This is a genomic window from Kosakonia sp. R1.Fl (assembly GCF_023516815.1).
Taxonomy (GTDB): Bacteria; Pseudomonadota; Gammaproteobacteria; order Enterobacterales; family Enterobacteriaceae; genus Kosakonia.
Genome location: NZ_JAMGSQ010000001.1, coordinates 603,528 through 625,483, shown reverse-complemented (window position 1 = coordinate 625,483; position 21,956 = coordinate 603,528). Strand labels below are relative to the sequence as shown.

The 21,956-nt window shown below is 54.7% G+C and carries 21 protein-coding genes; 6 read left to right on the top strand and 15 right to left on the bottom strand.

Annotated elements, in window-relative coordinates:
• Positions 1 to 170: 170 nt before the first annotated feature.
• From M8Q36_RS02835 to M8Q36_RS02800, 8 genes are all read right to left on the bottom strand, one after another.
• On the bottom strand, positions 171 to 461 hold the full coding sequence (locus M8Q36_RS02835) for a YqjK-like family protein (protein ID WP_017457399.1): 291 nt from the start codon (positions 459 to 461) through the stop codon (positions 171 to 173).
• Positions 458 to 853 carry a phage holin family protein gene (locus tag M8Q36_RS02830; RefSeq protein ID WP_017457400.1) on the bottom strand — a complete coding sequence of 132 codons (396 nt, stop codon included), beginning with the start codon at positions 851 to 853 and terminating at the stop codon, positions 458 to 460. Before M8Q36_RS02830 ends, M8Q36_RS02835 begins: the two co-directional genes overlap by 4 nt.
• 1 nt (position 854) lies before the next feature.
• Complete coding sequence (locus M8Q36_RS02825) at positions 855 to 1,157, bottom strand: ElaB/YgaM/YqjD family protein (protein WP_017457401.1); 303 nt, start codon at positions 1,155 to 1,157, stop codon at positions 855 to 857.
• Between the two features lie 38 nt (positions 1,158 to 1,195).
• Complete coding sequence (locus M8Q36_RS02820; protein ID WP_025263828.1) at positions 1,196 to 1,564, bottom strand: DUF1090 domain-containing protein; 369 nt, start codon at positions 1,562 to 1,564, stop codon at positions 1,196 to 1,198.
• 148 nt (positions 1,565 to 1,712) lie between these two features.
• Complete coding sequence (gene mzrA / locus M8Q36_RS02815; protein WP_249879972.1) at positions 1,713 to 2,099, bottom strand: EnvZ/OmpR regulon moderator MzrA; 387 nt, start codon at positions 2,097 to 2,099, stop codon at positions 1,713 to 1,715.
• 4 nt (positions 2,100 to 2,103) lie between these two features.
• Positions 2,104 to 2,766: a DedA family general envelope maintenance protein YqjA gene (gene yqjA, locus M8Q36_RS02810; RefSeq protein ID WP_017457404.1), complete on the bottom strand. Its 663-nt coding sequence runs from the start codon at positions 2,764 to 2,766 to the stop codon at positions 2,104 to 2,106.
• 326 nt (positions 2,767 to 3,092) lie between these two features.
• Positions 3,093 to 3,869, bottom strand: coding sequence for a transcriptional regulator ExuR (exuR, locus tag M8Q36_RS02805; RefSeq protein WP_020455378.1), 777 nt, complete (start codon positions 3,867 to 3,869; stop codon positions 3,093 to 3,095).
• Positions 3,870 to 3,992: 123 nt separating this feature from the next.
• Positions 3,993 to 5,294 carry an MFS transporter gene (locus tag M8Q36_RS02800; RefSeq protein WP_160268575.1) on the bottom strand — a complete coding sequence of 434 codons (1,302 nt, stop codon included), beginning with the start codon at positions 5,292 to 5,294 and terminating at the stop codon, positions 3,993 to 3,995.
• A 465-nt stretch (positions 5,295 to 5,759) separates the two neighbouring features.
• Here M8Q36_RS02800 and uxaC point away from each other — a divergent pair, with 465 nt between their 5' ends.
• The 3 genes from uxaC (at position 5,760) to M8Q36_RS02785 (ending at position 9,400) form a co-directional block, all read left to right on the top strand.
• Complete coding sequence (gene uxaC / locus M8Q36_RS02795; protein WP_200552315.1) at positions 5,760 to 7,172, top strand: glucuronate isomerase; 1,413 nt, start codon at positions 5,760 to 5,762, stop codon at positions 7,170 to 7,172.
• A gap of 17 nt (positions 7,173 to 7,189) precedes the next feature.
• Positions 7,190 to 8,677, top strand: a complete 1,488-nt coding sequence (locus M8Q36_RS02790; RefSeq protein ID WP_249879971.1) for a UxaA family hydrolase — start codon at positions 7,190 to 7,192, stop codon at positions 8,675 to 8,677.
• Positions 8,678 to 8,848: 171 nt separating this feature from the next.
• Positions 8,849 to 9,400 (top strand): YgjV family protein, encoded by a 552-nt coding sequence (locus tag M8Q36_RS02785; RefSeq protein ID WP_020455374.1) that lies wholly within the window; start codon positions 8,849 to 8,851, stop codon positions 9,398 to 9,400.
• 15 nt (positions 9,401 to 9,415) lie between these two features.
• On the opposite strand, the gene sstT is transcribed toward M8Q36_RS02785, so the two are convergent.
• From sstT to M8Q36_RS02765, 4 genes are all read right to left on the bottom strand, one after another.
• Positions 9,416 to 10,660 (bottom strand): serine/threonine transporter SstT, encoded by a 1,245-nt coding sequence (gene sstT, locus M8Q36_RS02780; protein ID WP_249879970.1) that lies wholly within the window; start codon positions 10,658 to 10,660, stop codon positions 9,416 to 9,418.
• A gap of 240 nt (positions 10,661 to 10,900) precedes the next feature.
• The gene (locus tag M8Q36_RS02775) at positions 10,901 to 11,866 is read right to left on the bottom strand and encodes a TerC family protein (protein ID WP_249879969.1); all 966 of its coding nucleotides are present in this window, start codon (positions 11,864 to 11,866) and stop codon (positions 10,901 to 10,903) included.
• Positions 11,867 to 12,114: 248 nt separating this feature from the next.
• Complete coding sequence (locus M8Q36_RS02770; protein WP_065369432.1) at positions 12,115 to 13,113, bottom strand: Gfo/Idh/MocA family protein; 999 nt, start codon at positions 13,111 to 13,113, stop codon at positions 12,115 to 12,117.
• Positions 13,114 to 13,219: 106 nt separating this feature from the next.
• Complete coding sequence (locus M8Q36_RS02765) at positions 13,220 to 13,720, bottom strand: M48 metallopeptidase family protein (protein WP_249879968.1); 501 nt, start codon at positions 13,718 to 13,720, stop codon at positions 13,220 to 13,222.
• 70 nt (positions 13,721 to 13,790) lie between these two features.
• Between M8Q36_RS02765 and rlmG the strand changes: the two genes are divergently transcribed.
• Entirely contained in the window at positions 13,791 to 14,921 is a 1,131-nt protein-coding gene (gene rlmG / locus M8Q36_RS02760; protein WP_249879967.1) for a 23S rRNA (guanine(1835)-N(2))-methyltransferase RlmG, read from the top strand.
• An 89-nt stretch (positions 14,922 to 15,010) separates the two neighbouring features.
• Here the strand turns inward: rlmG and M8Q36_RS02755 are convergent, their stop codons facing one another.
• Together M8Q36_RS02755 and lsrK are read right to left on the bottom strand one after the other, a co-directional pair.
• The gene (locus tag M8Q36_RS02755; protein WP_249879966.1) at positions 15,011 to 17,032 is read right to left on the bottom strand and encodes an NADPH-dependent 2,4-dienoyl-CoA reductase; all 2,022 of its coding nucleotides are present in this window, start codon (positions 17,030 to 17,032) and stop codon (positions 15,011 to 15,013) included.
• 142 nt (positions 17,033 to 17,174) lie between these two features.
• On the bottom strand, positions 17,175 to 18,749 hold the full coding sequence (gene lsrK / locus M8Q36_RS02750) for an autoinducer-2 kinase (protein WP_249879965.1): 1,575 nt from the start codon (positions 18,747 to 18,749) through the stop codon (positions 17,175 to 17,177).
• A 138-nt stretch (positions 18,750 to 18,887) separates the two neighbouring features.
• On the opposite strand from lsrK, the gene lsrF reads away from it, so the two are divergent.
• Complete coding sequence (gene lsrF, locus M8Q36_RS02745) at positions 18,888 to 19,775, top strand: 3-hydroxy-5-phosphonooxypentane-2,4-dione thiolase (RefSeq protein WP_017457417.1); 888 nt, start codon at positions 18,888 to 18,890, stop codon at positions 19,773 to 19,775.
• On the top strand, positions 19,772 to 20,065 hold the full coding sequence (gene lsrG, locus M8Q36_RS02740; RefSeq protein ID WP_249879964.1) for a (4S)-4-hydroxy-5-phosphonooxypentane-2,3-dione isomerase: 294 nt from the start codon (positions 19,772 to 19,774) through the stop codon (positions 20,063 to 20,065). Before lsrF ends, lsrG begins: the two co-directional genes overlap by 4 nt.
• Before the next feature lie 182 nt (positions 20,066 to 20,247).
• On the opposite strand, the gene ygjG is transcribed toward lsrG, so the two are convergent.
• Positions 20,248 to 21,627 (bottom strand): putrescine aminotransferase, encoded by a 1,380-nt coding sequence (ygjG, locus tag M8Q36_RS02735; protein ID WP_249879963.1) that lies wholly within the window; start codon positions 21,625 to 21,627, stop codon positions 20,248 to 20,250.
• Positions 21,628 to 21,956: the final 329 nt, after the last annotated feature.

Here is a 21,956-nt window from a genome sequence, read left to right as displayed (position 1 = left end):
ATTACGGGCGAATGCCGCGTGCTTGCTGTCGATGGAGAGGATAGTAATCGTGACGGGAAAAGATTGTTAGCAAGGAAAACTGTCGAAATTTTTCAAAAAAACTGAGCAAGCAGAAAAGCAAACGGGCGATGGATAACCATCGCCCGCGTAAGCCGTGCTGTGATTGTGTTTCAGTGCGTTGCGTTGAGCGTTGACTTGACCAGCCGCCATAAGCTCCATGCGCCTAAGCCGCGTTTAGCCCAGCGCACAAGCATATTGGGGTGGCGCACGGACCATATCGCCATCGCGCTGCTGCCCACCAGCGCCCAGGAGCGCAAGCTGAGCAGCGTATTCCAGCCGCGATCGTAGGCTCCTGTGGCCTCCAGCCACTCACGGCGGCTGGCGGTGAGATCCAGGCGTTGTTGTTGGATCTCACTAAGCAAACGAGCTTTGCGCTTCAGACGTTCCGCTTTGCCGCTCACTTATCCTCCTCCAGCAAGGCGCGGTCGTTTGCCAGCTCCTGGCGAGTATGACGCAGAAGCGTCGAGGCTCGCGCTTTACGCAATGTCCAGATGCCGCCTATCAACGCCAGCACCAGCAACACGACGGTGGTTGCAATCATCGCGTTCAGGCGATATTGCGGATCGATGGCCCAGATAATCAGCACCATCAGGCTCATCAGGCCAAATGCGGCGAAAAGCATGGTCAGCCCTACCATAAGCAGCAGCTGGAATAAGTTCGCTTTCTCTTCTTCCAGCTCGACAACCGCCAGCCGCAGGCGGGTCTCAACCATTTCAACAAGAATGGTCACAATGCGTTGACCAATCCCCAGTACGCTTTTGCCCGGCCCTTGCGCGTTTCGCAAATCCGTCATCTTAGCGACGCGACAGCAGTACGCCCAGCACCACACCGACGGCGGCGCCGATACCTACGCTGGCCCACGGGTTGTCACGCACATACTCGTCGGTACGCGCAGCCGCTTCGCGGGTTTGGCGGGCGAGCGCATCGCCAGTTTCGCCCAAACGGTGACGGCTGTCGCGCAACGCCTGTTCCGCTTTAGTGCGTAATTTACTCAGCTCTTCTTTCGACTTATCGCTGGAATTGCTCAGCACTTCTTCCAGCGTATCCGCCAGGGATTTCAACTCAGCGCGCAAATGGTCAGCATTATCTTTCGACATAATTCTCTCCAGGTGAGTGAGTGGTTATTTCCATTAAATCAGTAGTCACGCGCCTCCAGGGCTTTCAGTTCCGCCTGTGCCTCTTTCAGCTTGTGCTCGCGTTTGCTTATTTTCTCCGCATTGCCTTTTTGCTTTGCCTCATTCAGATCGTGGCGACGCTCGGCAACCTCTTCTTTCATCTCAGCGATTTTTTTCTGATGGGCGGCGCGCAGCTTGCTGTCAGAGCAATTGGCGCGCACTTCTCGTAGCGCCTTGTTCAGACCGTCAATTCGGCTCTGATTGTTATGCTTTTCGGCATAGCTGATTTCGCGCTGGATCTCATGTTCCTTTTCCTGGCAGGGCGAAGCCGCCTGGGAAAATGCGCTTAGCGAAAAAAGGGCCAGCGCCAGTGCAATGCGGTTTTTCATAATCGAGAACCTTCCATTGTTGGCCAGCGAAACGATGGTTACGCCAGCGTCCAGTGACATAAAGCGAACTCTGGTTCCGTGTACTCAAGCATAGTAAGTAAACGGCCAAACACCAAAGTGAGTGAAAAGATTCAGAATCCTGGAAAGGTTAACCGAATCGATGTGTGCTGTTGCGCAGGCGGGTCAACCATGCGGAGGTTTGGTTGTTATCATCGTCCTGGGCGGCGATGATGTAACCATGAGGTAAGGTGCGATCGAGTACGATTTTCGCCGCCGCGCTCTGCTCACTGGATTCAAATTTGATTAACAGCGTGTCGTCCTGCGGCGTAATACTTTTAAAGTGAATGCCGTTGGCATCAAGATGGTGCCAGACAGAGAAACCATCCGGCACGCTGACATTTTGCGCGCTCGGGCGAATCGCCAGCGTTGATTCACGGTTTTGCAGCGTCGTCCAGGCGAAAAACATCACGCTGAAAACGGTCATCGCCGCGACACCCATCAGTAACCAGCGTAAAAAGGGACGTTGCAATTCCATGGTCTTAACCCCGATTGCGGTATTTTTTCTTCCACAGCACCACCAGTGAGCCGGCAAGGCCAATCACCAGTAATACTACCGGAAGCAACATCAGACAGGACATCAGCGCATCTTCGTATTTACGAAACACCGGCGTCTTGCCCAGCAGATAGCCCAGCGTGGTGAGTATCAGTACCCACAGCAGACCGCTCATCCAGTTAAAGAACTGGAAGCGGGCATTACTCAGACCAGAAAGTCCGGCAATAGTTGGTAACAGGGTGCGAACAAATGCAATAAAACGACCAATCAGCAGGGCGGAAAGGCCATGTTTGTGAAAAAGATGGTGCGCGCGCTGATGATAATGCGCAGGCAGATGCGATAACCAGTTTTGCACGATGCGCGTATTACCCAGCCAGCGCCCCTGAATGTAACTAAGCCAGCACCCCAGGCTTGCCGCCACTGTCAGTAATAAAATGGTTTGCGGATATCCCAGTGCGCCTTTTGCAATCAGCACACCAATCAGTACCAGCAGGCTATCGCCAGGAAGAAACGCTGCCGGAAGCAGGCCGTTTTCAAGAAATAAAATGACAAATAAAACAAAATAAAGCATGCCGATCATACCGGGCTGCGAGAGTGTCGCGAAATCCTGGCTCCAGAGGGCATGGAGTAATTGGCTTAAAAGTTCCATTCAGTGTTCCTGGTACATCGGTTTACGTCACGCCCAGCACAGCACGGCGATTATCTTTAATACATTATGGTCGCTCGTGGCACACTCGATACGGCATATTCTGATAACGGACGTTGTGAGCAAGCACTAACTTACATGATGACAAATGCATCCAATTGTAACAAATGCCGACGTTATGAGTCAGTCAGAAAAATGAGTTTCGGTGATGATTTTGCTTGTCGCAGCAGGGGGAGGCGAGGCTATTTACAAAGGCTGACACTCTAGACGGTTTACTTACCTTAAACCAGGGCAGGCGCAGCGTAAGTGTGCGCCTTACAGGACATTTTTTATTTACTGCCGGTTGCGGCGGTATCGAGATGCACCACCGGGTTTTCCGCAAACAAATAACGATCGGCGTTGAACTCAAAATCATCACTGGTTTCGTTAAACAGCATCTGTTTGGTGTTTTCCAGATGTTGCCACATCGCCAGTTTCGCCGCGTGCGGGTCTTTGCGAATCAGCGCACGCAGGATCTGGTCATGATCATCACACCAGTTATCCACGGTGCGTAAGTCGATGTGATCGTGCAGTTTTTTCCAGTATGGGTTGTGAACACGCTGTGTCCACATTTTCTCAACGATGGCCGCCAGCGCCGTGTTTTGTGTGGCCAGCGCAACTTGCACATGGAACTGCAAATCCCACTCAGAATCGCGGAAGCACTTCTCTTTACGCGCGTTATCCTGAATTTCCATCAGCTTCATGATGTCCTGTTTCGTCACCTGGGTGGCGGCGAATTCAGCAATATTACTTTCGATAAGCTGACGTGCCTGCAGCAGTTCAAACGGGCCGTAATTAGCGAACTCAAGGTTTTCATCCGGCGCCTGGGTGTGACGTGCTACGTTGGAAATAACATGGATACCGGAGCCTTTGCGAACTTCAACATACCCTTCCACTTCGAGCATAATAATGGCTTCACGAACCACGGTCCGGCTTACGCTTTTTTCATCGGCGATGAAGCGCTCGGCGGGCAGTTTGTCTCCCACCAGATAGACGCCTTGCTCAATACGGCTTTTAAGCTCCGCGGCAAGCTGCTGGTACAAACGTCGTGACTCGGAGATTTCCATATGTGAGCTCCAGGGAAAAGAAGGGCAATAATAGATTTGTTATACCACTTTTACTGCTTTCTCACCATCGCAGATAGTAAAAAAGCCGCACCAGGCGGCTTTTTTAAGTATCAAAATTGAGGTTTAACTTTGTGCTGCCGGGCCACCGAGCGAATGCTCTTTCACCACCTCTTCGGCTGATTTGTTTTTCAGCACCGTCCAGATTACCACGGCACCCAGCAGGTCGAACAGAGCCAGCACAGCGAACAGCGGGCTAAAGCCGATGGTATCCGCCAGCGCACCAACCACCAGGGCAAACAGGGTACTTGCTGTCCACGCTGCCATACCGGTCAGGCCGTTCGCCGTTGCCACTTCGTTACGACCGAATACGTCAGAAGAGAGTGTAATCAGCGCACCGGACAGAGACTGGTGAGCAAAACCACCGATACACAGCAGGCCGATTGCCACATACGGGCTGGTGAACAGGCCGATCATACCTGGGCCAATCATCAGTACCGCACCCATGGTCACTACCATTTTACGGGAAACAATCAGGTTCACACCGAAGACACGCTGGAACAGCGGCGGCAGGTAACCGCCCACGATGCAACCCAGGTCGGCGAACAGCATCGGCATCCAGGCGAACATGGCGATTTCTTTCAGGTTAAAACCGTAAACCTTGAACATGAACAGCGGGATCCAGGCGTTAAACGTACCCCAGGCTGGTTCTGCCAGGAAACGCGGCAGCGCGATGCCCCAGAACTGACGGGTACCCAGAATCTGCCAGACGGACATTTTTTTGCCGTTGTTGGTCTGGTGTTGTGCTTCCTGACCGCCAATGATGTACTCGCGTTCTTCTTCGCTCAGTTTTTTCTGATCGCGCGGGTGTTTATAGAAAACCAGCCAGGCCATCGCCCAGGCAAAGCTCAGCACACCAGAGATGATGAACGCCATTTCCCAACTGTGCATCACAATTGCCCACACCACCAGCGGCGGCGCAATCATCGCACCAATAGAAGAACCGACGTTGAAGTAACCCACTGCGATAGAGCGTTCTTTCGCCGGGAACCATTCGGACGCCGCTTTCAGACCCGCCGGGATCATCGCTGCTTCAGCGGCACCCACCGCGCCACGCGCCAGTGCCAGACCACCCCAGCTGCCTGCCAGCGCAGTCGCGCCGCAGAATACCGCCCAGGTAATCGCAAAGAAGGCATAACCAATTTTGGTGCCCAGAACGTCCAGTACGTAGCCTGCAACAGGCTGCATAACAGTATAAGCCGCGGAATAAGCCGCAATGATGTAAGAGTATTGCTGAGTAGAAATGTGCAGCTCTTCCATCAAGGTTGGAGCGGCAGCCGCTACGGTGTTACGTGTCAGGTAGCCCAGCACGGTGCCGACCGTCACCAGTGCTATCATGTACCAACGTAATCCTTTGATTTTACGCATGTAAACCTCATCGTTATGTTATTACCGCCTGCGCGGCCATCCTTCGATCGGGTTCGGAGGATGAAACGGGGAGGACGTACCCGGGAGAACTCCCGGTACGGCCCAAACCTTGCCATAAGTAAGCGTGTTTAAGTCGGTATCCGTACCCAAAAAATCCGATTAACTTTTTATCGGGAATGCATTCCGTCGGCTTATGTGTTCGACGGCAGGAAAGATAACTTGTCATACAACTTGAAAAGGTGAGTGACATCACAAAAGCGTTTTTCTTTGTGTGGTCTTTAACTTTGCCGGGATAAGCCAGAAATGGCGCGGGTTGGCGGGATATTCAGGCGCCTGGATTGTCAGTTTTTGTCTGCTTTTATTGATCCAACTCACGAAAATATCTTCGGTCTATAGAAATTGGTGTGATAACTTTGTCAGCATTAAAGGTAAGCATCAGACGCACTCGTTTAGAGGAAGACGATAATGACCCCGTTTATGACCGAAGATTTTCTGTTAGATACCGAATTTGCTCGCCGTCTGTACCACGACTACGCAAAAGACCAGCCGATTTTTGACTACCATTGCCACTTGCCGCCGCAACAGATCGCTGACAACTACCGCTTTAAAAACTTGTATGACATCTGGTTGAAAGGTGATCACTACAAATGGCGCGCCATGCGTACCAACGGCGTACCTGAGCGCCTGTGTACCGGTGACGCTTCCGATCGTGAGAAGTTTGACGCCTGGGCTGCGACCGTGCCGCACACCATTGGTAACCCGTTATACCACTGGACGCATCTGGAACTGCGTCGTCCATTTGGTATTACAGGTAAGGTGCTGTCGCCGTCTACCGCCGACGAAATCTGGAACCGGGGCAATGAACTGCTGGCGCAGGATAAGTTCTCCGCGCGCGGCATCATGCAACAGATGAACGTGAAAATGGTTGGTACTACCGACGATCCGATTGACTCGCTGGAACATCACGCCTCGATCGCCAAAGATGGCACCTTCCACATCAAAGTGCTGCCGAGCTGGCGCCCGGATAAAGCGTTCAACATTGAACAAGCCACCTTCAACGATTACATGGCGAAGCTGGGCGAAGTTTCTGATACCGACATCCGTCGTTTTGCCGATCTGCAAACGGCGTTGAGCAAACGCCTGGATCACTTTGCGGCGCACGGTTGTAAAGTTTCTGACCACGCGCTGGACGTGGTGCTCTTCGCTGAAGCCAGCGAAGCCGAACTGGATAGCATCCTGGCGCGTCGCCTGGCGGGTGAAACGCTCGGTGAGAAAGACGTGGCGCAGTTTAAAACAGCGGTACTGGTATGGCTGGGTGCGGAATACGCCCGTCGCGGTTGGGTGCAGCAGTACCACATCGGCGCACTGCGTAACAACAACCTGCGTCAGTTCAAACTGCTGGGGCCAGACGTCGGCTTCGACTCCATCAACGACCGTCCGCTGGCGGAAGAGCTCTCCAAACTGCTGAGTAAGCAGAATGAAGAGAACCTGCTGCCGAAAACCATTCTGTACTGCCTGAACCCGCGTGATAACGAAGTGCTCGGCACCATGGTCGGCAACTTCCAGGGCGAAGGTATGCCAGGCAAAATGCAGTTCGGTTCCGGCTGGTGGTTTAACGACCAGAAAGATGGCATGGAACGTCAGATGACGCAGCTGGCGCAACTGGGTCTGCTGAGCCGCTTTGTTGGCATGCTGACCGACAGCCGCAGCTTCCTCTCTTACACCCGCCACGAATATTTCCGTCGCATCCTGTGCCAGATGATTGGCCGCTGGGTCGAAGCGGGCGAAGCCCCGGCGGATATTCAGCTGCTGGGCGAAATGGTGAAAAACATCTGCTTTAACAATGCGCGTGATTACTTCGCGATTGAACTGAACTAAGGCCGTTTGAGGTTGATATGCAATACATCAAGATCCATTCACTGGATAACGTTGCGGTAGCACTGGCGGATCTCGCTGAAGGCGCGGAAGTCATTATCGACAACCAAACCGTTCGGCTGCGCCAGGCGGTGGTACGCGGGCATAAGTTTGCCCTGCAACCCATCGCCAAAGGTGAAAATGTTGTCAAGTATGGTCTGCCAATTGGTCATGCGACAGCAGATATCGCGTCGGGCGAATACATCCATTCCCATAATGCCCGTACCAATCTGAGCGATGTGGACGAGTATAGCTATCAACCTGATTTTCAGGAGGAAGGCGCACAGGCGGCGGATCGTGACATTCAGATCTACCGCCGCGCTAACGGCGAAGTCGGGATCCGCAACGAGTTATGGATCCTGCCGACGGTCGGCTGTGTGAATGGCATTGCCCGTCAGATCCAGAGCCGTTTCCTGAAAGAGACGCAGGACGCCGAAGATATCGACGGCGTTTACCTGTTCAGCCACACCTACGGTTGTTCCCAACTGGGTGACGACCACATTAACACCCGCACTATGTTGCAAAATATGGTGCGTCACCCGAACGCGGGTGCGGTGCTGGTGATTGGTCTGGGCTGTGAAAACAACCAGGTCGACGCCTTCCGTCAGACGCTCGGTGAATTCGATCCGGAACGCGTCCACTTTATGGTCTGCCAACACCAGGATGACGAAGTGGAAGCCGGTCTTGAGCATTTGCATGAGCTTTATCAGGCGATGCGCAACGACAAGCGTGAACCGGGCAAACTGAGCGAGCTGAAATTCGGCCTTGAGTGCGGCGGTTCTGATGGCCTTTCTGGCATCACCGCCAATCCAATGCTGGGCCGTTTCTCGGACTACGTAATCGGCAACGGTGGCACTACCGTGTTAACCGAAGTACCGGAGATGTTCGGTGCGGAACGTATTCTGATGAGCCACTGCCGCGACGAAAGTACCTTTGAGAAGACCGTCACCATGGTCAACGACTTCAAACAGTACTTTATCGCGCATAATCAGCCGATTTACGAAAACCCATCGCCGGGTAACAAAGCGGGCGGTATCACCACGCTGGAAGAGAAATCACTGGGCTGCACGCAAAAAGCGGGTGCCAGCCAGGTGGTGGACGTGCTGCGTTACGGTGAGCGTCTGAAAACCCACGGTCTGAACCTGCTGAGCGCACCGGGTAACGATGCGGTTGCTACCAGCGCGCTGGCCGGGGCAGGCTGCCATATGGTGCTGTTCAGTACTGGTCGCGGCACACCTTACGGCGGTTTTGTTCCGACGGTGAAAATTGCTACCAACAGCGAACTGGCAGCGAAGAAGAAACACTGGATCGACTATGATGCCGGTCAGTTGATTCACGGCAAAGCGATGCCGCAACTGCTGAGCGAGTTCGTGGATGTGATCGTCGATATCGCCAACGGCAAAAAGACCTGTAACGAGAAAAACGATTTCCGCGAACTGGCTATCTTCAAAAGCGGCGTAACGCTTTAATTTACCTTTATCTTTCGCGCCATGCCTGTGTTGGCTACGCTCATTCACCCCGGTCAGCTCCCGGGGATTTGTGAGCTTGCCGCCTTGCCCTGGCGCGAAATTTTTGGGTCAGGCCTGCTCGCAGGCTTTCAGTGATGTGTCGCTTTCCCCAAAATCCTACAAGGAATTTCCATGACCACGTATTGGCTTGCCCAGGGCGTTGGTGTGATTGCTTTTCTGATTGGTATTACCACGTTTATCAACCGTGATGAACGGCGCTTCAAAAAGCAACTCTCAGTCTATAGCGCCATTATCGGCGTACATTTCTTTCTGATGGGCGCGTTCCCGGCGGGCTCCAGCGCCATGCTTAATGCCATCCGCACCCTGATTACTCTGCGTACCCGTAGCCTGTGGGTCATGGCACTGTTTATTGTGCTTACCGGCGGATTAGGGCTGGCGAAATTTCACCATCCCATGGAGTTGTTACCGGTTGCCGGGACGATCGTCAGCACCTGGGCGCTGTTTCGTTTTAAAGGCTTGCCGATGCGCTGCGTGATTTGGTGCTCAACCGGCTGCTGGGTGATCCACAACATCTGGCTCGGATCGATTGGCGGTTCGCTGATCGAAGGCAGCTTTTTAGTGATGAATGGCCTGAACATTATTCGCTTCTGGCGCATGCAAAAACGCGGCATCGACCCGTTTAAAGTCGAAACCGCGCAGCAAGAGAAACCGGCTGCCCGGTGAAGGCAGCCAAAAAGATCAGTTACGCAGGGCGTTATTCACCAGGCGTGTATCTTCCGCCTGACACACCGCTGCGGTAAACAGCACATCGGTGGAGGAGTTGAGCGCGGTTTCGCAGGAATCCTGCAAGACGCCGATAATAAAGCCGACCGCTACCACCTGCATGGCCACATCATTGGAAATACCAAACATGTTACAGGCCAGCGGGATCAGCAGCAGGGAACCGCCCGCCACGCCGGACGCGCCACAGGCACAGAGCGACGCCACCACGCTCAGCAGCAGCGCCGTTGGCACATCAACCGTAATGCCCAGCGTATGCACTGCCGCCAGTGCCAGCACGGTAATGGTGATTGCCGCGCCCGCCATGTTAATGGTGGCACCCAGCGGAATAGAAACCGAATAGGTATCGCGATCGAGATTCAGCTTCTCACACAGCGCCATGTTCACGGGAATATTCGCTGCGGAACTGCGGGTGAAAAAGGCGGTGACGCCGCTTTCACGCAGGCAGGTAAAGACCAGCGGGAAAGGGTTGCGGCGGATCTTCCAGTACACCAGCAGCGGGTTAACCACCAGTGCGACAAACGCCATGCAGCCCACCAGTACCATCAGCAGTTGCGCGTAGCCTAACAGTGCGCCAAAACCGGATGTCGCAAGGGTAGAAGAGACAAGGCCGAAAATGCCGATTGGCGCAAAGCGGATCACGATGCGCACCATAAAGGTGACGGCGCTGGCCATATCCTGCACCAGATTTTTGGTGCTCTCGTTACTGTGGCGCAGCGCAAAACCCAGCCCCACGGCCCACACCAGAATGCCGATGTAGTTCGCGTCCATGATCGCGGTCACCGGGTTGGCGATCATGCTGGTCAGTAAACCGCGCAGCACTTCGACAATACCGGATGGCGGCGTGACATCATTGGCGCCTGGCACAAGCTGAAGTGTCGAAGGGAAGAGAAAACTGACCAGTACAGCGGTCAGCGCAGCACTGAACGTGCCTAACAGGTACAGCACCAGCACCGGGCGCAGATAGGTTTTTTGCCCCTGCTGATGACCCGCGATAGAGGCCATCACCAGCATCAGCACCAGAACCGGTGCCACCGCTTTTAACGCGCTGACGAAAAGCGTGCCCAGAATGCCGGTCGCAACAGCGGCGGGCGTTGAGATCCACGCCAGTAAAATACCCAGAACTAAGCCAATAAGGATCTGTTTCACCAGGCTGCCATCAACCAAGCGTTGCAGTAACCCGGTGGAGCGGTGCGTTGTCATGCCATGTTCCTTTCGTGTTGTGGAGTTGCATCCCGCATGCCTTTTTGGGTGACATTTGTCAGGATGTAACATTTGATTGCAGAAAGGAGTATATGGACTCTGCGGCAACACGGAAGGGAGAAAGGCGCACTTTTCCAGCCTGGCGCGGCTTTTTGAATTTTTGTGTTAACGTTTTGTGATAAAGGCGACAAGGCTGATGAAATGACCGCTCCGCGCACTGGCAGAGCGGCCATTTACGGCTTACGCCCTATTTTTCTTGTCATTCTGGTGGTTAACCCACGCGTTGAGCAGCATGGTCAGCACGAGGATCCCACCCACTACGCCAAGCGAGATGGCGATCGGAATATGGAAGAAGTCGACAATTAGCATCTTAATGCCGATAAACACCAGAATAACCGACAAGCCATATTTCAACATCGAGAAGCGTTCCGCCACGCCCGCCAGCAGGAAATACATCGCACGCAGGCCCAGAATCGCAAACAGGTTTGAAGTCAGCACGATAAAGGGATCGGTGGTCACGGCAAAAATCGCCGGGATGCTATCGACCGCGAAAATCACATCGCTTAGCTCAACCAGAATCAGCACCAGCAGCAACGGTGTGGCGAACAGCAGGCCATTTTTGCGCACGAAAAAGTGCTCATTTTCGATGGTATCGGTCATGCGTAAATGGCTGCGTAGCCAGCGCACCAGCGGTTTATCGCCAATCCCCGTTTCGTCTTCTTTTGCCAGCGCCATTTTCACGCCGGTAAACAGCAGGAACGCGCCAAAAACATACAGCAGCCAAGAGAACTGAGTGATAAGCCAGCTGCCGGCGAAAATCATAATCGTGCGCAGCACAATCGCGCCGAGCACGCCGTAAACCAGCACCCGGCGCTGCAACGCGGCAGGCACGGAGAAGTAGCTAAACAGCATCAGCCAGACGAAGACGTTATCGACCGCCAGCGCTTTTTCAATCAGATAACCGGTGAGGAACGCCAGCGCCTGCGTGTCGGCAACGGCGCGTCCTTCGGTTTGCGTGAGATACCACCAGAAGGCGGCATTGAACAGCAGGGAGAGGCTAACCCAAACCACAGACCAGGCGGCCGCCTGCTTTATGGTCATCGTATGGACGCCGCGACGCCCCTGAAGCAGAAGGTCGACGGCCAGCATAATCACGACCACAATCGCGAAGCCGCCCCATAACATCGGTGTACCGACAGTATTCATTGTGTGAATCCTTACCTAAAAACAAAAAACGGCTAACGTCGGAAGAGGTTAGCCGTTTGCTTTAGGTGCAATGGATCCTCGCCTTCCGGCAAGGTCTCACTTACGTCTGTGAAGACGCCCGGCGACCGGATGCATATACGCATCGTAATGACGATCCACCGGCAATGAAGTTACTCCCCTTTGCAGGTAACAAAATATGTCAGCACATTGATTCCGTCAATGTAAAGCCAGGTATGCTTTACGAACTTTTACGCCGGAAGCTGTTCGCCGATGTCATCCGCCGGGAAAACAACGCCGATCTGGCGGCGAATTTCCGTTTGCAGTTTGGCCGTAACCCGGCTGACATCCAGCCCAGGGTGGTTGACTTCGTTCTCTTCCACCAGGCGGGCAAAGGTTTCCGCTTCATACAGCATGGTATTGATGTGCTGCGGCTGGGTCAGTTCCTGCGCTTTGCCGCCGCGCGGCACGAACGAGATTTTCTGGCATTCGGAGATTTTCTCGATCACCAGCGATCCCGCCTCGCCCTGAATTTCGCTCGGCAGCACGGAATCACTCACTTTCGAGTGTTGCAGCGTGACGCTGAAATCACCGTAATCCATCACCACCACGCCGTGGGCATCCACGCCGCTTTCCAGCAGGCTGGCGGTGGCCTGAACGCTGTGCGGCTCGCCCCACAGCGCCACGGCGGACGCCAGGCAGTAGAAGCCAATGTCCATAATCGAACCGTTAGAAAACGCCGGATTAAAGGTATTCGGGTTTTCTCCGTCCAGGTAGCGCTGGTAGCGCGACGAGTACTGGCAGTAGTTGATAAAGGCTTTACGGAGCTTGCCCGCTTTGGCAAGCGTTTGTTTCAGCAAGATAAAATTCGGCAGGCTGGCGGTTTTGAACGCTTCAAACAGCACCACCTGATTTTCCCGCGCGCAGGCGATGGCCGCTTCCACTTCACGCAGGTTAGAGGCCAGCGGTTTTTCGCAGATCACATGCTTTTTGTGACGCAGAAAAAGCTGCGTCTGCGGGAAGTGCAGGGAATTCGGGCTGGCAATATAAACCGCGTCAATCGCATCGCTTTGCGCCATATCTTCAAGCGAGGTAAACAGATGTTCGACCGGGTAGTCGTTGGCGAACGTTTGCGCCTGTTCCAGGCTGCGGGAAAAAACGGCGGTGAGTTTATATTTGCCCGTTTCATGGGCGGCATCGACAAACTGGCGGGTGATCCAGTTCGTACCTATGACAGCGAAACGTATCATACAGGCGCTAATTCTCCGTAAGGGGGGTCTTTGATCACTCTAGCATGACGAGATGACAAAACCAGTGCACTGCCCCGCACAAGCACAAAAGGTGATGGCGAAAATCTCACCCGTTACGATCCTGCGTCAGATGCGTTAGCCACAATCGCGTATCAAACTCGAGCTGGTGGTACTGCGGCTCCATATAGCAGCACAGCTGGTAGAACGCTTTGTTGTGATCTTTCTCTTTAAGATGTGCAAGTTCGTGAACCACGATCATCCGCAAGAAGGCTTCTGGCGCATCGCGAAACACCGTGGCAACGCGGATTTCCGCTTTGGCTTTTAACTTGCCACCCTGCACGCGGGAGACCGCCGTATGCAAACCGAGTGCATTATTTAACACGTGGATTTTGCTGTCATACATCACCTTATTCACCGGCGCGGCGTTACGCAGATACTGATTTTTCAGCGCTTGCGTATAGTGATAAAGCGCTTTGTCGGTAGTGATGTCGTGGCTTTCCGGATAGCGCTTTTTCAGCACCTCGCCCAGCCGGTTCTGTTCAATCAGGGCGGTAACCTGCGTCAGCAGGGATTCAGGGTAGCCCTGAAGATAGGTCAGCTTGTTCATGGCGAAATATGTTTACATCTCCGGATAATTAAGCGATAAAACGCGCGAATTTTAGCATTGCGGAGGGGCGATGAGCCAGGTTGAGTTAAACGGACAATCATTCACTTTAGACAGATTCCCTGTCGGCGTGGAAGAGGCGTCGCTACAGGCGTGGGACGCGGCGGACGAGTATCTGCTGCAACAGGTGAATGAGGTCGATGGCCCGGTTCTGATTTTTAATGACAGTTTCGGCGCGCTGGCCTGTGCGCTGGCGTCGCATCGCCCGGTTTCCGTCAACGACTCCTATATAGCGGAGCTGGCGACACAGCATAACTTACGCATTAACGATCTGGACGAAACCGCCGTCACGTTGCAAGACAGCCTGAGCCAACTGCCCGCAAACCCGGCGTTAGTGCTGATTAAAGTGCCAAAACAGCTGGCATTGCTGGAGCAGCAACTGCGCGCACTGCGCAACGTGGTGACGCCGCAAACGCGGATTATCGCCGGGGCGAAAGCGCGCGATGTCCACAACTCGACGTTAGCGCTGTTTGAAAAAATCCTCGGGCCGACCACTACGTCGCTGGCATGGAAAAAAGCGCGGCTCATCAACTGCACCTTTAGCGCACCTGCGCTTGACGAGAATTCGATGCTCGCCAGCTGGAAGCTGGACGGCACGAACTGGACTATCCATAACCATGCCAATGTCTTTTCCCGTAGCGGGCTGGATATTGGCGCGCGATTTTTCCTGCAACATCTGCCGGAAAACGTGGAAGGTGAGATGGTTGATTTAGGCTGCGGCAACGGTGTAATTGGTTTAAAACTGCTGGCGCAAAACCCGAACAGCCGTGTGCTGTTTGCCGATGAGTCGGCAATGGCGGTGGCTTCCGCGCGGCTGAATGTGGAAGCGAATCTGCCACAAGCCGTTGAACGCAGCGAGTTTATGATCAACAACTCGCTGTCCGGCGTGGAGCCGGACAGGTTTGACGCAATAGTGTGCAACCCGCCGTTCCACCAGCAGAGTGCGATTACCGATCATATTGCCTGGCAGATGTTTAACGATGCGCGTTTTTGCCTGAAATATGGCGGCGAGCTGCGCATTGTTGGCAACCGCCACCTCGACTATTTCCGCAAGCTAAAACGCGTATTTGGCAACTGCGAAACCCTCGCCACTAACAACAAGTTCGTGGTGCTGAAAGCGGTGAAAGTGCGTAAGAAACGCTAATGGAAAGTGGCTCGCTCTGCGGGCCACTTTGTTATCCATAGAAAACTTCCAGCCAGACTGGGAGGCCGGAAAGCTTTAAGGCAGTTATTTTAAATCGCCAGCGCCAGCTTTGTCCCTTGTGCAATCGCCCGGCGGGCATCCAGCTCCAGCGCCACATCGCAGCCACCTATCAAATGCACTGTTTTGCCCGCTTCACGCAGCGGTTCCGCCAGCTCGCGTTTTGGCTCCTGGCCTGCGCAGATCACCACATGATCAACAGCCAATAGCTGAGGTTCACCGCCGATCAACAGGTGCAACCCGGCATCATCGATCTTTTGATAACTGACCGCCGGGATCATTTTCACGCCACGCGACAGCAACGTGGCACGGTGGATCCAGCCGGTGGTTTTCCCCAGACCTTCACCAGGTTTGCTGGCTTTACGCTGCAACATCACAATGCGGCGCGGGCTTTTCGGCAACTGTGGTCCTTCCGGGCGCAGACCGCCCACTTCATTCAGGCTGGTATCAATTCCCCATTCCACACAAAATTCGGCGATGTTCTGGCTGGTTGGCTCGCCCGGCTGGCTTAAATACATGGCGGTATCAAAGCCGATCCCGCCGCAGCCAATAATGGCCACACTTTCACCCACCGGTGCTTTATCGCGCAGCACATCAAGGTAGTTCAGCACTTTTGGATGGTCGATCCCGTCGATCGGCGGCATTCGCGGTTCAATGCCGCTGGCGAGGATCACCTCGTCAAACTCCAGCAGTCGGGCCGGATCGACGCGTTGATTCAGGCATAACGTAACACCAGTCAGATCGATCATCCGCCGGTAGTAACGCAGCGTTTCGTAGAACTCTTCTTTGCCGGGGATCTGTTTGGCGACATTAAACTGCCCGCCGATCTCCGCCTGGGCATCAAACAGCGTTACGCCATGCCCGCGTGCGGCGGCATTAATGGCGAACGCCAGCCCGGCAGGGCCTGCGCCGACCACCGCCAGGTTTTTCTTTTGCACAGCCGGAAGTACCGGCATTAGCGTTTCATGGCAGGCGCGGGGGTTAACAAGGCAGGAGGTGACTTTACCGGCGAAGATCTGATCCAGGCAGGCCTGGTTACAACCGATGCAGGTATTGATCTCATCCGCGCGACCATTTTGTGCTTTCGACACAAACTCGGCATCGGCCAGAAACGGGCGCGCCATCGATACCATATCGGCATCACCACGCGCGAGGATCTCGTCGGCCACCCCAGGATCGTTAATGCGGTTGGTGGTAATAAGCGGCACCTGCACTTTGCCTTTCAGCTTGCGCGTCACCCAACTGAATGCGCCGCGCGGCACCGGCGTGGCGATGGTCGGGATACGCGCTTCGTGCCAGCCAATACCGGTATTAATCAGCGTCGCGCCTGCAGCTTCTACCGCCTGCGCCAGCGCGATGGTTTCTTCCAGCGTGCCGCCGCCTTCGACGAGATCCAGCATCGACAGGCGGTAGATAATAATAAAGTCGCTGCCGACGCGCTCGCGCACGGCACGCACCACTTCCAGCGCAAAGCGCATACGCCGGGCATAATCGCCGCCCCATTCGTCCTCACGGTGATTGGTGCGCGCGGCGAGAAATTCGTTAATCAGGTAGCCCTCAGAACCCATCACTTCAACGCCGTCGTAACCGGCCTGCTGTGCCAGCGCAGCGCAACGGGCGAAATCATCAATCAGCATGAGAATTTCATCATGGCTCAATTCATGCGGCGTAAAGCGGTTGATCGGCGCCTGTAACGCCGATGGCGCGACCAGCTGCGGCTGGTAGCTGTAACGCCCGGTGTGCAGAATTTGCAGGGCGATCTTGCCGCCTTCCTGATGCACCGCTTCAGTGATTTGCCGGTGATGGGGAAGCTGGCTGGCATCGTGCAGCACCGCGCCGCCTTCCATGGTGACGCCGGAAAGCGCAGGCGCAACGCCGCCAGTGACAATCAGCCCGACACCGTGACGGGCGCGTTCGGCATAAAATGCCGCCAGCCGCTTTGCACCGTCCGGGCGCTCCTCCAGCCCGGTGTGCATCGAACCCATCAGCACACGGTTTTTTAGCGTGGTAAAGCCCAGATCGAGTGGGGTGAACAGCGACGGGTAATGGCTCATGCTCTCTTCCAGTGTAAAATTATTGTTATGTGGTCGGATGAGTTCTACTTTAGCCGTCGCGGCAGAAAAGGGAAAAGGCGGAGCGAATGATTGTGATGGGATTCAAATATCCCTCTCCCGCAACGGGAGAGGGAAACACGCGTCAGGCGCCGGTTGTCAGGCCGGGTGCCTGCCACAACGATGTGGTTAAACCGCTGTCGACGAGGCCTAGCTGCTCCGCGTAGATTTTCTGCCACTTCAGCATCATGGTGTCGTACAGTTCGCGGTGTTCCGGGTTTGGCGTAAATTCCCGGCTCCAGCGCACCAGCCGTTCGCCAGTGGCCGCCATATCGTCATACAACCCGGCTCCCACACCCGCGGCGATAGCGCAGCCCAGCGCGGTGGCCTCTTTCACTTCCGGTACGCGTACTGGCAGGCCCGTGACATCGCTTAAAATCTGGCTCCACAGCGCGCCTTTCGCCCCCCCACCCGCGAAGACCAGGCTCTCGAACTGTACGCCGGAAAAGCGTGAAATCTGCGCCAGATTGCAGGCGGAAACGATGGCCGCGTTCTCTTCCAGTGCGCGGAACAGCGTGGCTTTGTTGCATTTTTCCGGGTCGATGGAGAGGTTAATAAACGACGGTGCGGCGTGATACCACTGCTTAAAATGCATGGCATCGGAGAAAATGGGCATCACGCCCCATGAACCGGCTGGAACCCGGCCTGCCATCTCTTCCAGTAAGGTGTAGGCGTCAATGCCCATCCGCTCGGCAATCAATTTTTCTTCGGCGCAAAACGCGTCGCGGAACCAGCGCATGGTCAGGCCGGTGAAAAAGCTTATCGACTCAGCTTGTACCATGCCAGGAATGACATGCGGATTGACGCGGATATTCATTTCCGGGTCGGTGCGCACTTGCGGCAGGTTCACCACTTGCTGCCAGAACGTGCCGCCGAGTACGGCGGTTTGCCCGGCGCGCACCACGCCAAGGCCAAGGCTGCCGAGCTGTACATCACCGCCGCCCATCACTACCGGCGTGCCTTCGCGCAGACTGCACTCTTGCGCCGCCTGGTGAGTCACTTCGCCCAACAAGCTGCCGGTCTCTTTCACCGGTGATAACAGATCCGGGCGTAACCCGGCCATATCCAGCAAATCGGGTCGCCAGTCACGCGTGAAAAGATCGAGCATACCGGTGGTGCCGGCATTGGAAGGATCCACCGCTAACCAGCCGGAGAGGCGCGAGGCCAGCCAGTCGCTGATCATGGTGATGGTGGCGGTGTCGCGGTAAATGTCGGGGCGATGGTGCGCCAGCCACAGCAGACGCGGCATGGCGCTGAGCGCCAGTGTCTGCCCGGAAACGCTGTAGACTTCGGCTTCAAACTGCCAGTCATGGATCTCTTTTAACTCGGCAACTTCATGGCTGGCGCGGGAATCCACGTTGGCGCACGCCCAGATGGCGTCGCCATTGTTGTTATACAGCACAATGCCTTCGCGCATGGAGCAGCAGGCGACTGACTGGATATCCGCGCCGCTAAGACCGGCGGTTTTCAGCGCCTGGCGGATGCACTGGCAGGCCAGTTGCCAGTTGGTGTTGAGGTCAAATTCCATTGAGCCGGGGACGTTTTCCACGCTGAGGTGTTTCCACTCGGCCTGACCGACGGCAATTTGCCGCCCGCTTAAGTCGAAGATCACTGCCCGAATGCTGCCAGTTCCTGCATCTAACGCTAAAAGGTAACTCATGGGTTTTGCCCCCTCGCAAGCATCATAGATAAAACTGTGATCCTCGTACGGTCGTAAATATAGTTCAGCGCCTACGCTTTTGAACATTCTTCAGTCACAAAATCACTTGTTCTATCACAGCTTTTTGCGGGAGGCAGGATGGCGGATGTAGATGACATCAAAGATGGCAAAGACTTTGGACTGGGCACCGCGCAGCAAAATGTGCCTTTCACCCTGAAGGGCTGCGGTGCGCTGGACTGGGGCATGCAATCGCGGCTGGCAAGGATCTTTAACCCACAGAGTAACCGCACGGTGATGCTGGCCTTCGATCACGGCTATTTTCAGGGACCGACGACCGGGCTTGAGCGTATTGATCTATCGATTGCGCCGCTGTTCGCGCAAACCGATGTGCTGATGTGTACGCGTGGCATTTTGCGCAGTGTGGTGCCGCCCGCCACCAATAAACCGGTGGTGTTGCGCGCCTCTGGCGGCAATTCAATCCTTGCCGAACTCTCTAACGAATGCGTGGCGGTGGCGATGGAAGATGCGCTGCGGCTCAACGTCTGTGCGGTGGCGGCGCAAATCTACATCGGCAGCGAATATGAGCACCAGTCGATTAATAACATCATCAAGCTGGTGGATGCGGGCAACCGCTACGGTGTGCCGACGATGGCGGTGACCGGCGTAGGTAAAGAGATGACGCGCGATGCGCGTTATTTTTCGCTGGCCAGCCGTATCGCCGCCGAAATGGGCGCGCAGTTTGTGAAAACCTACTTTGTGGAAGAGGGGTTCGAAAAGGTCACTGCCAGTTGCCCGGTGCCGATCGTGATTGCTGGCGGGAAAAAGTTACCCGAGCAGGAGGCGCTGGAGATGTGTTTCCGCGCTATCGATCAGGGTGCGTCAGGCGTGGATATGGGGCGCAACATTTTCCAGTCCAGCGCGCCGCTCGCCATGCTCAAGGCGGTGAAAAAAGTGGTACACGAGCACATGCACGCCCGTGAGGCGTACCAGTTCTGGCTGGAGGAAAAACAAGGAGAGCAACCATGAATGTGACGCTGGTGGAAATCAATATCAAACCGGACAGGGTAGATGAGTTTTTACAGGTCTTTCGCGCCAATCACGAAGGCGCTATCCGCGAGCCGGGGAATCTGCGTTTTGATGTATTACAGGATCCGAAAGTGAAAACCCGCTTTTTTATTTATGAAGCGTATCAGGATGACGCCGCTGTCCAGGCACACAAGGAGACACCGCATTACCTGGCGTGCGTGGAGAAACTGGAAGAACTGATGTCGGAGCCGCGCAAAAAACGCAGCTTTATTGGTTTGCTGCCGCAGTAAACATCCGCTTTCATGGTGCATTGATTGCGCCAGGAGGCGCATACCGCACCTGCAAAAGCCGTTTCTGCGTGAGATTGAAATCTCAAGGTACCAGGGCAGAAAACCTGAACGGCTGATGACCACTAATTTTCCATGGGCAATAAAAAACCCTCTCCCGCGGGGAGAGGGTTTTATCCAGACATTTACGCCAGCTCTTCGGTAACCCGCAGTGCTGCCAGTGCGTTGGCTGCCGCTTTCAGTACTTCCTCACACTGCTCAATGGTCAGCGTCAGCGGCGGTTCGATACGAATGGTTTTCGCATTATTCAGCGTTCCGGCAACCAGCACACGCTGGCGGAACATCTCACTGGCAAAGTTGTAGCCCGTTTCGTTATCGACAAACTCAATCGCCATCAGCATCCCGCGACCACGCGCATCCTGCACCAGATCCGGATATTGACGCACCAGCGCGCGGAAACCGTCCAGCAACATGTCGCCTTTCTGCTCCGCCTGAGCGGGCAGGTTCTCTTCCAGCAGCACATTGATGGTCGCCAGCGCTGCCGCACAGGCCAGCGGGTTACCGCCAAAGGTGGTGGTATGCAGGAATGGGTTATCAAACAGCACCGAGAACACCTCTTCGGTGGCGACAGTCGCGCCAATCGGCATCACGCCGCCGCCCAGCGCTTTCGCCAGGCACAAGATGTCTGGCTGCACGTTTTCGTGTTCGCAGGCGAACATTTTGCCCGTACGACCCATGCCGGTCTGCACTTCGTCAAAAATCAGCAGCGCGCCAAACTCATCGCACAGCTTGCGTACCGCTGGCAGATAACCGACTGGCGGTAAGATCACGCCACCTTCACCCTGGATCGGTTCCAGGATCACGGCGGCGACATCATCACCGGTTTTCCGGCATTCGCTAAGCAGCGTACGCATCGCGTCTATATCGCCAAACGGCACATGACGAAAGCCTGGTAACAGGGGCATAAAGGGTTTGCGGAAGGTCGATTTTGCCGTTGCCGACAATGCGCCCAGCGATTTACCGTGGAACGCACCGCTGGTGGCGACAAAGGTGTATTTACCGCGCGGTGACTGGTAGGCTTTCGCCAGTTTTAACGCCGCTTCGACGGACTCCGTGCCGCTGTTGCTAAAGAAGCTGTATTTCAGTTTGCCAGGCGTCAGTGCCGCCAGTGTTTTCGCCAGCATGGCGCGTAACGGATCGAGCAATTCCTGGCTATGCAGAGGTTGTTTCGCGAGTTGATTCTGTACGGCGGAAACCACAACTGGATTACGGTGCCCCACATTGAAAATTCCAAATCCACCCAGGCAATCTAAAAACTCCTGCCCCTGGGTGTCGACAAGCGTGTTCAAACTGCCAGCTTGCCACTCTACGGCTCCGTAATCCCCGCCGGCGGTAACAGATTTTCGATACTCCAGAAACCCCGGATTGACATGCTCTTTAAAGTAATCCACCACCTCTCGGTTTAATGCTTTCATCTCCTCATGGTCAAGCGTTCGCTTTTCAATGAGATTCAGTGCGTGAGCGCTGCACGCTAATGCCGATGCGCTGGAAGGTAACCTGTTCAAAATGGGCTCCGGGGGCTCGCGTATCACATGATACCGATTTAAGTATTGCAGGGATTACGCCACTTCGGTGCAGGGAGCATAAATCGGGATAAATGCCAGGGAAAAATGAAGGTGCGCAAAATTTAATCATGCCGTTACGTTAATAATTTGTATCTTTTGTGATTAAAAATTGTTCTCTTCAGGAGTGGTGCTGAGCGCATTGCGCCCATTTGGTGCAATAAATGCGCGATTATAGGGCGTTTGTGTTACGAAAACTCAGTGATAACATAGCGAAATTATTAAAATCATAGAGTTAACGGACCCACGAAAAACAGGGTTTTATTGCAAAT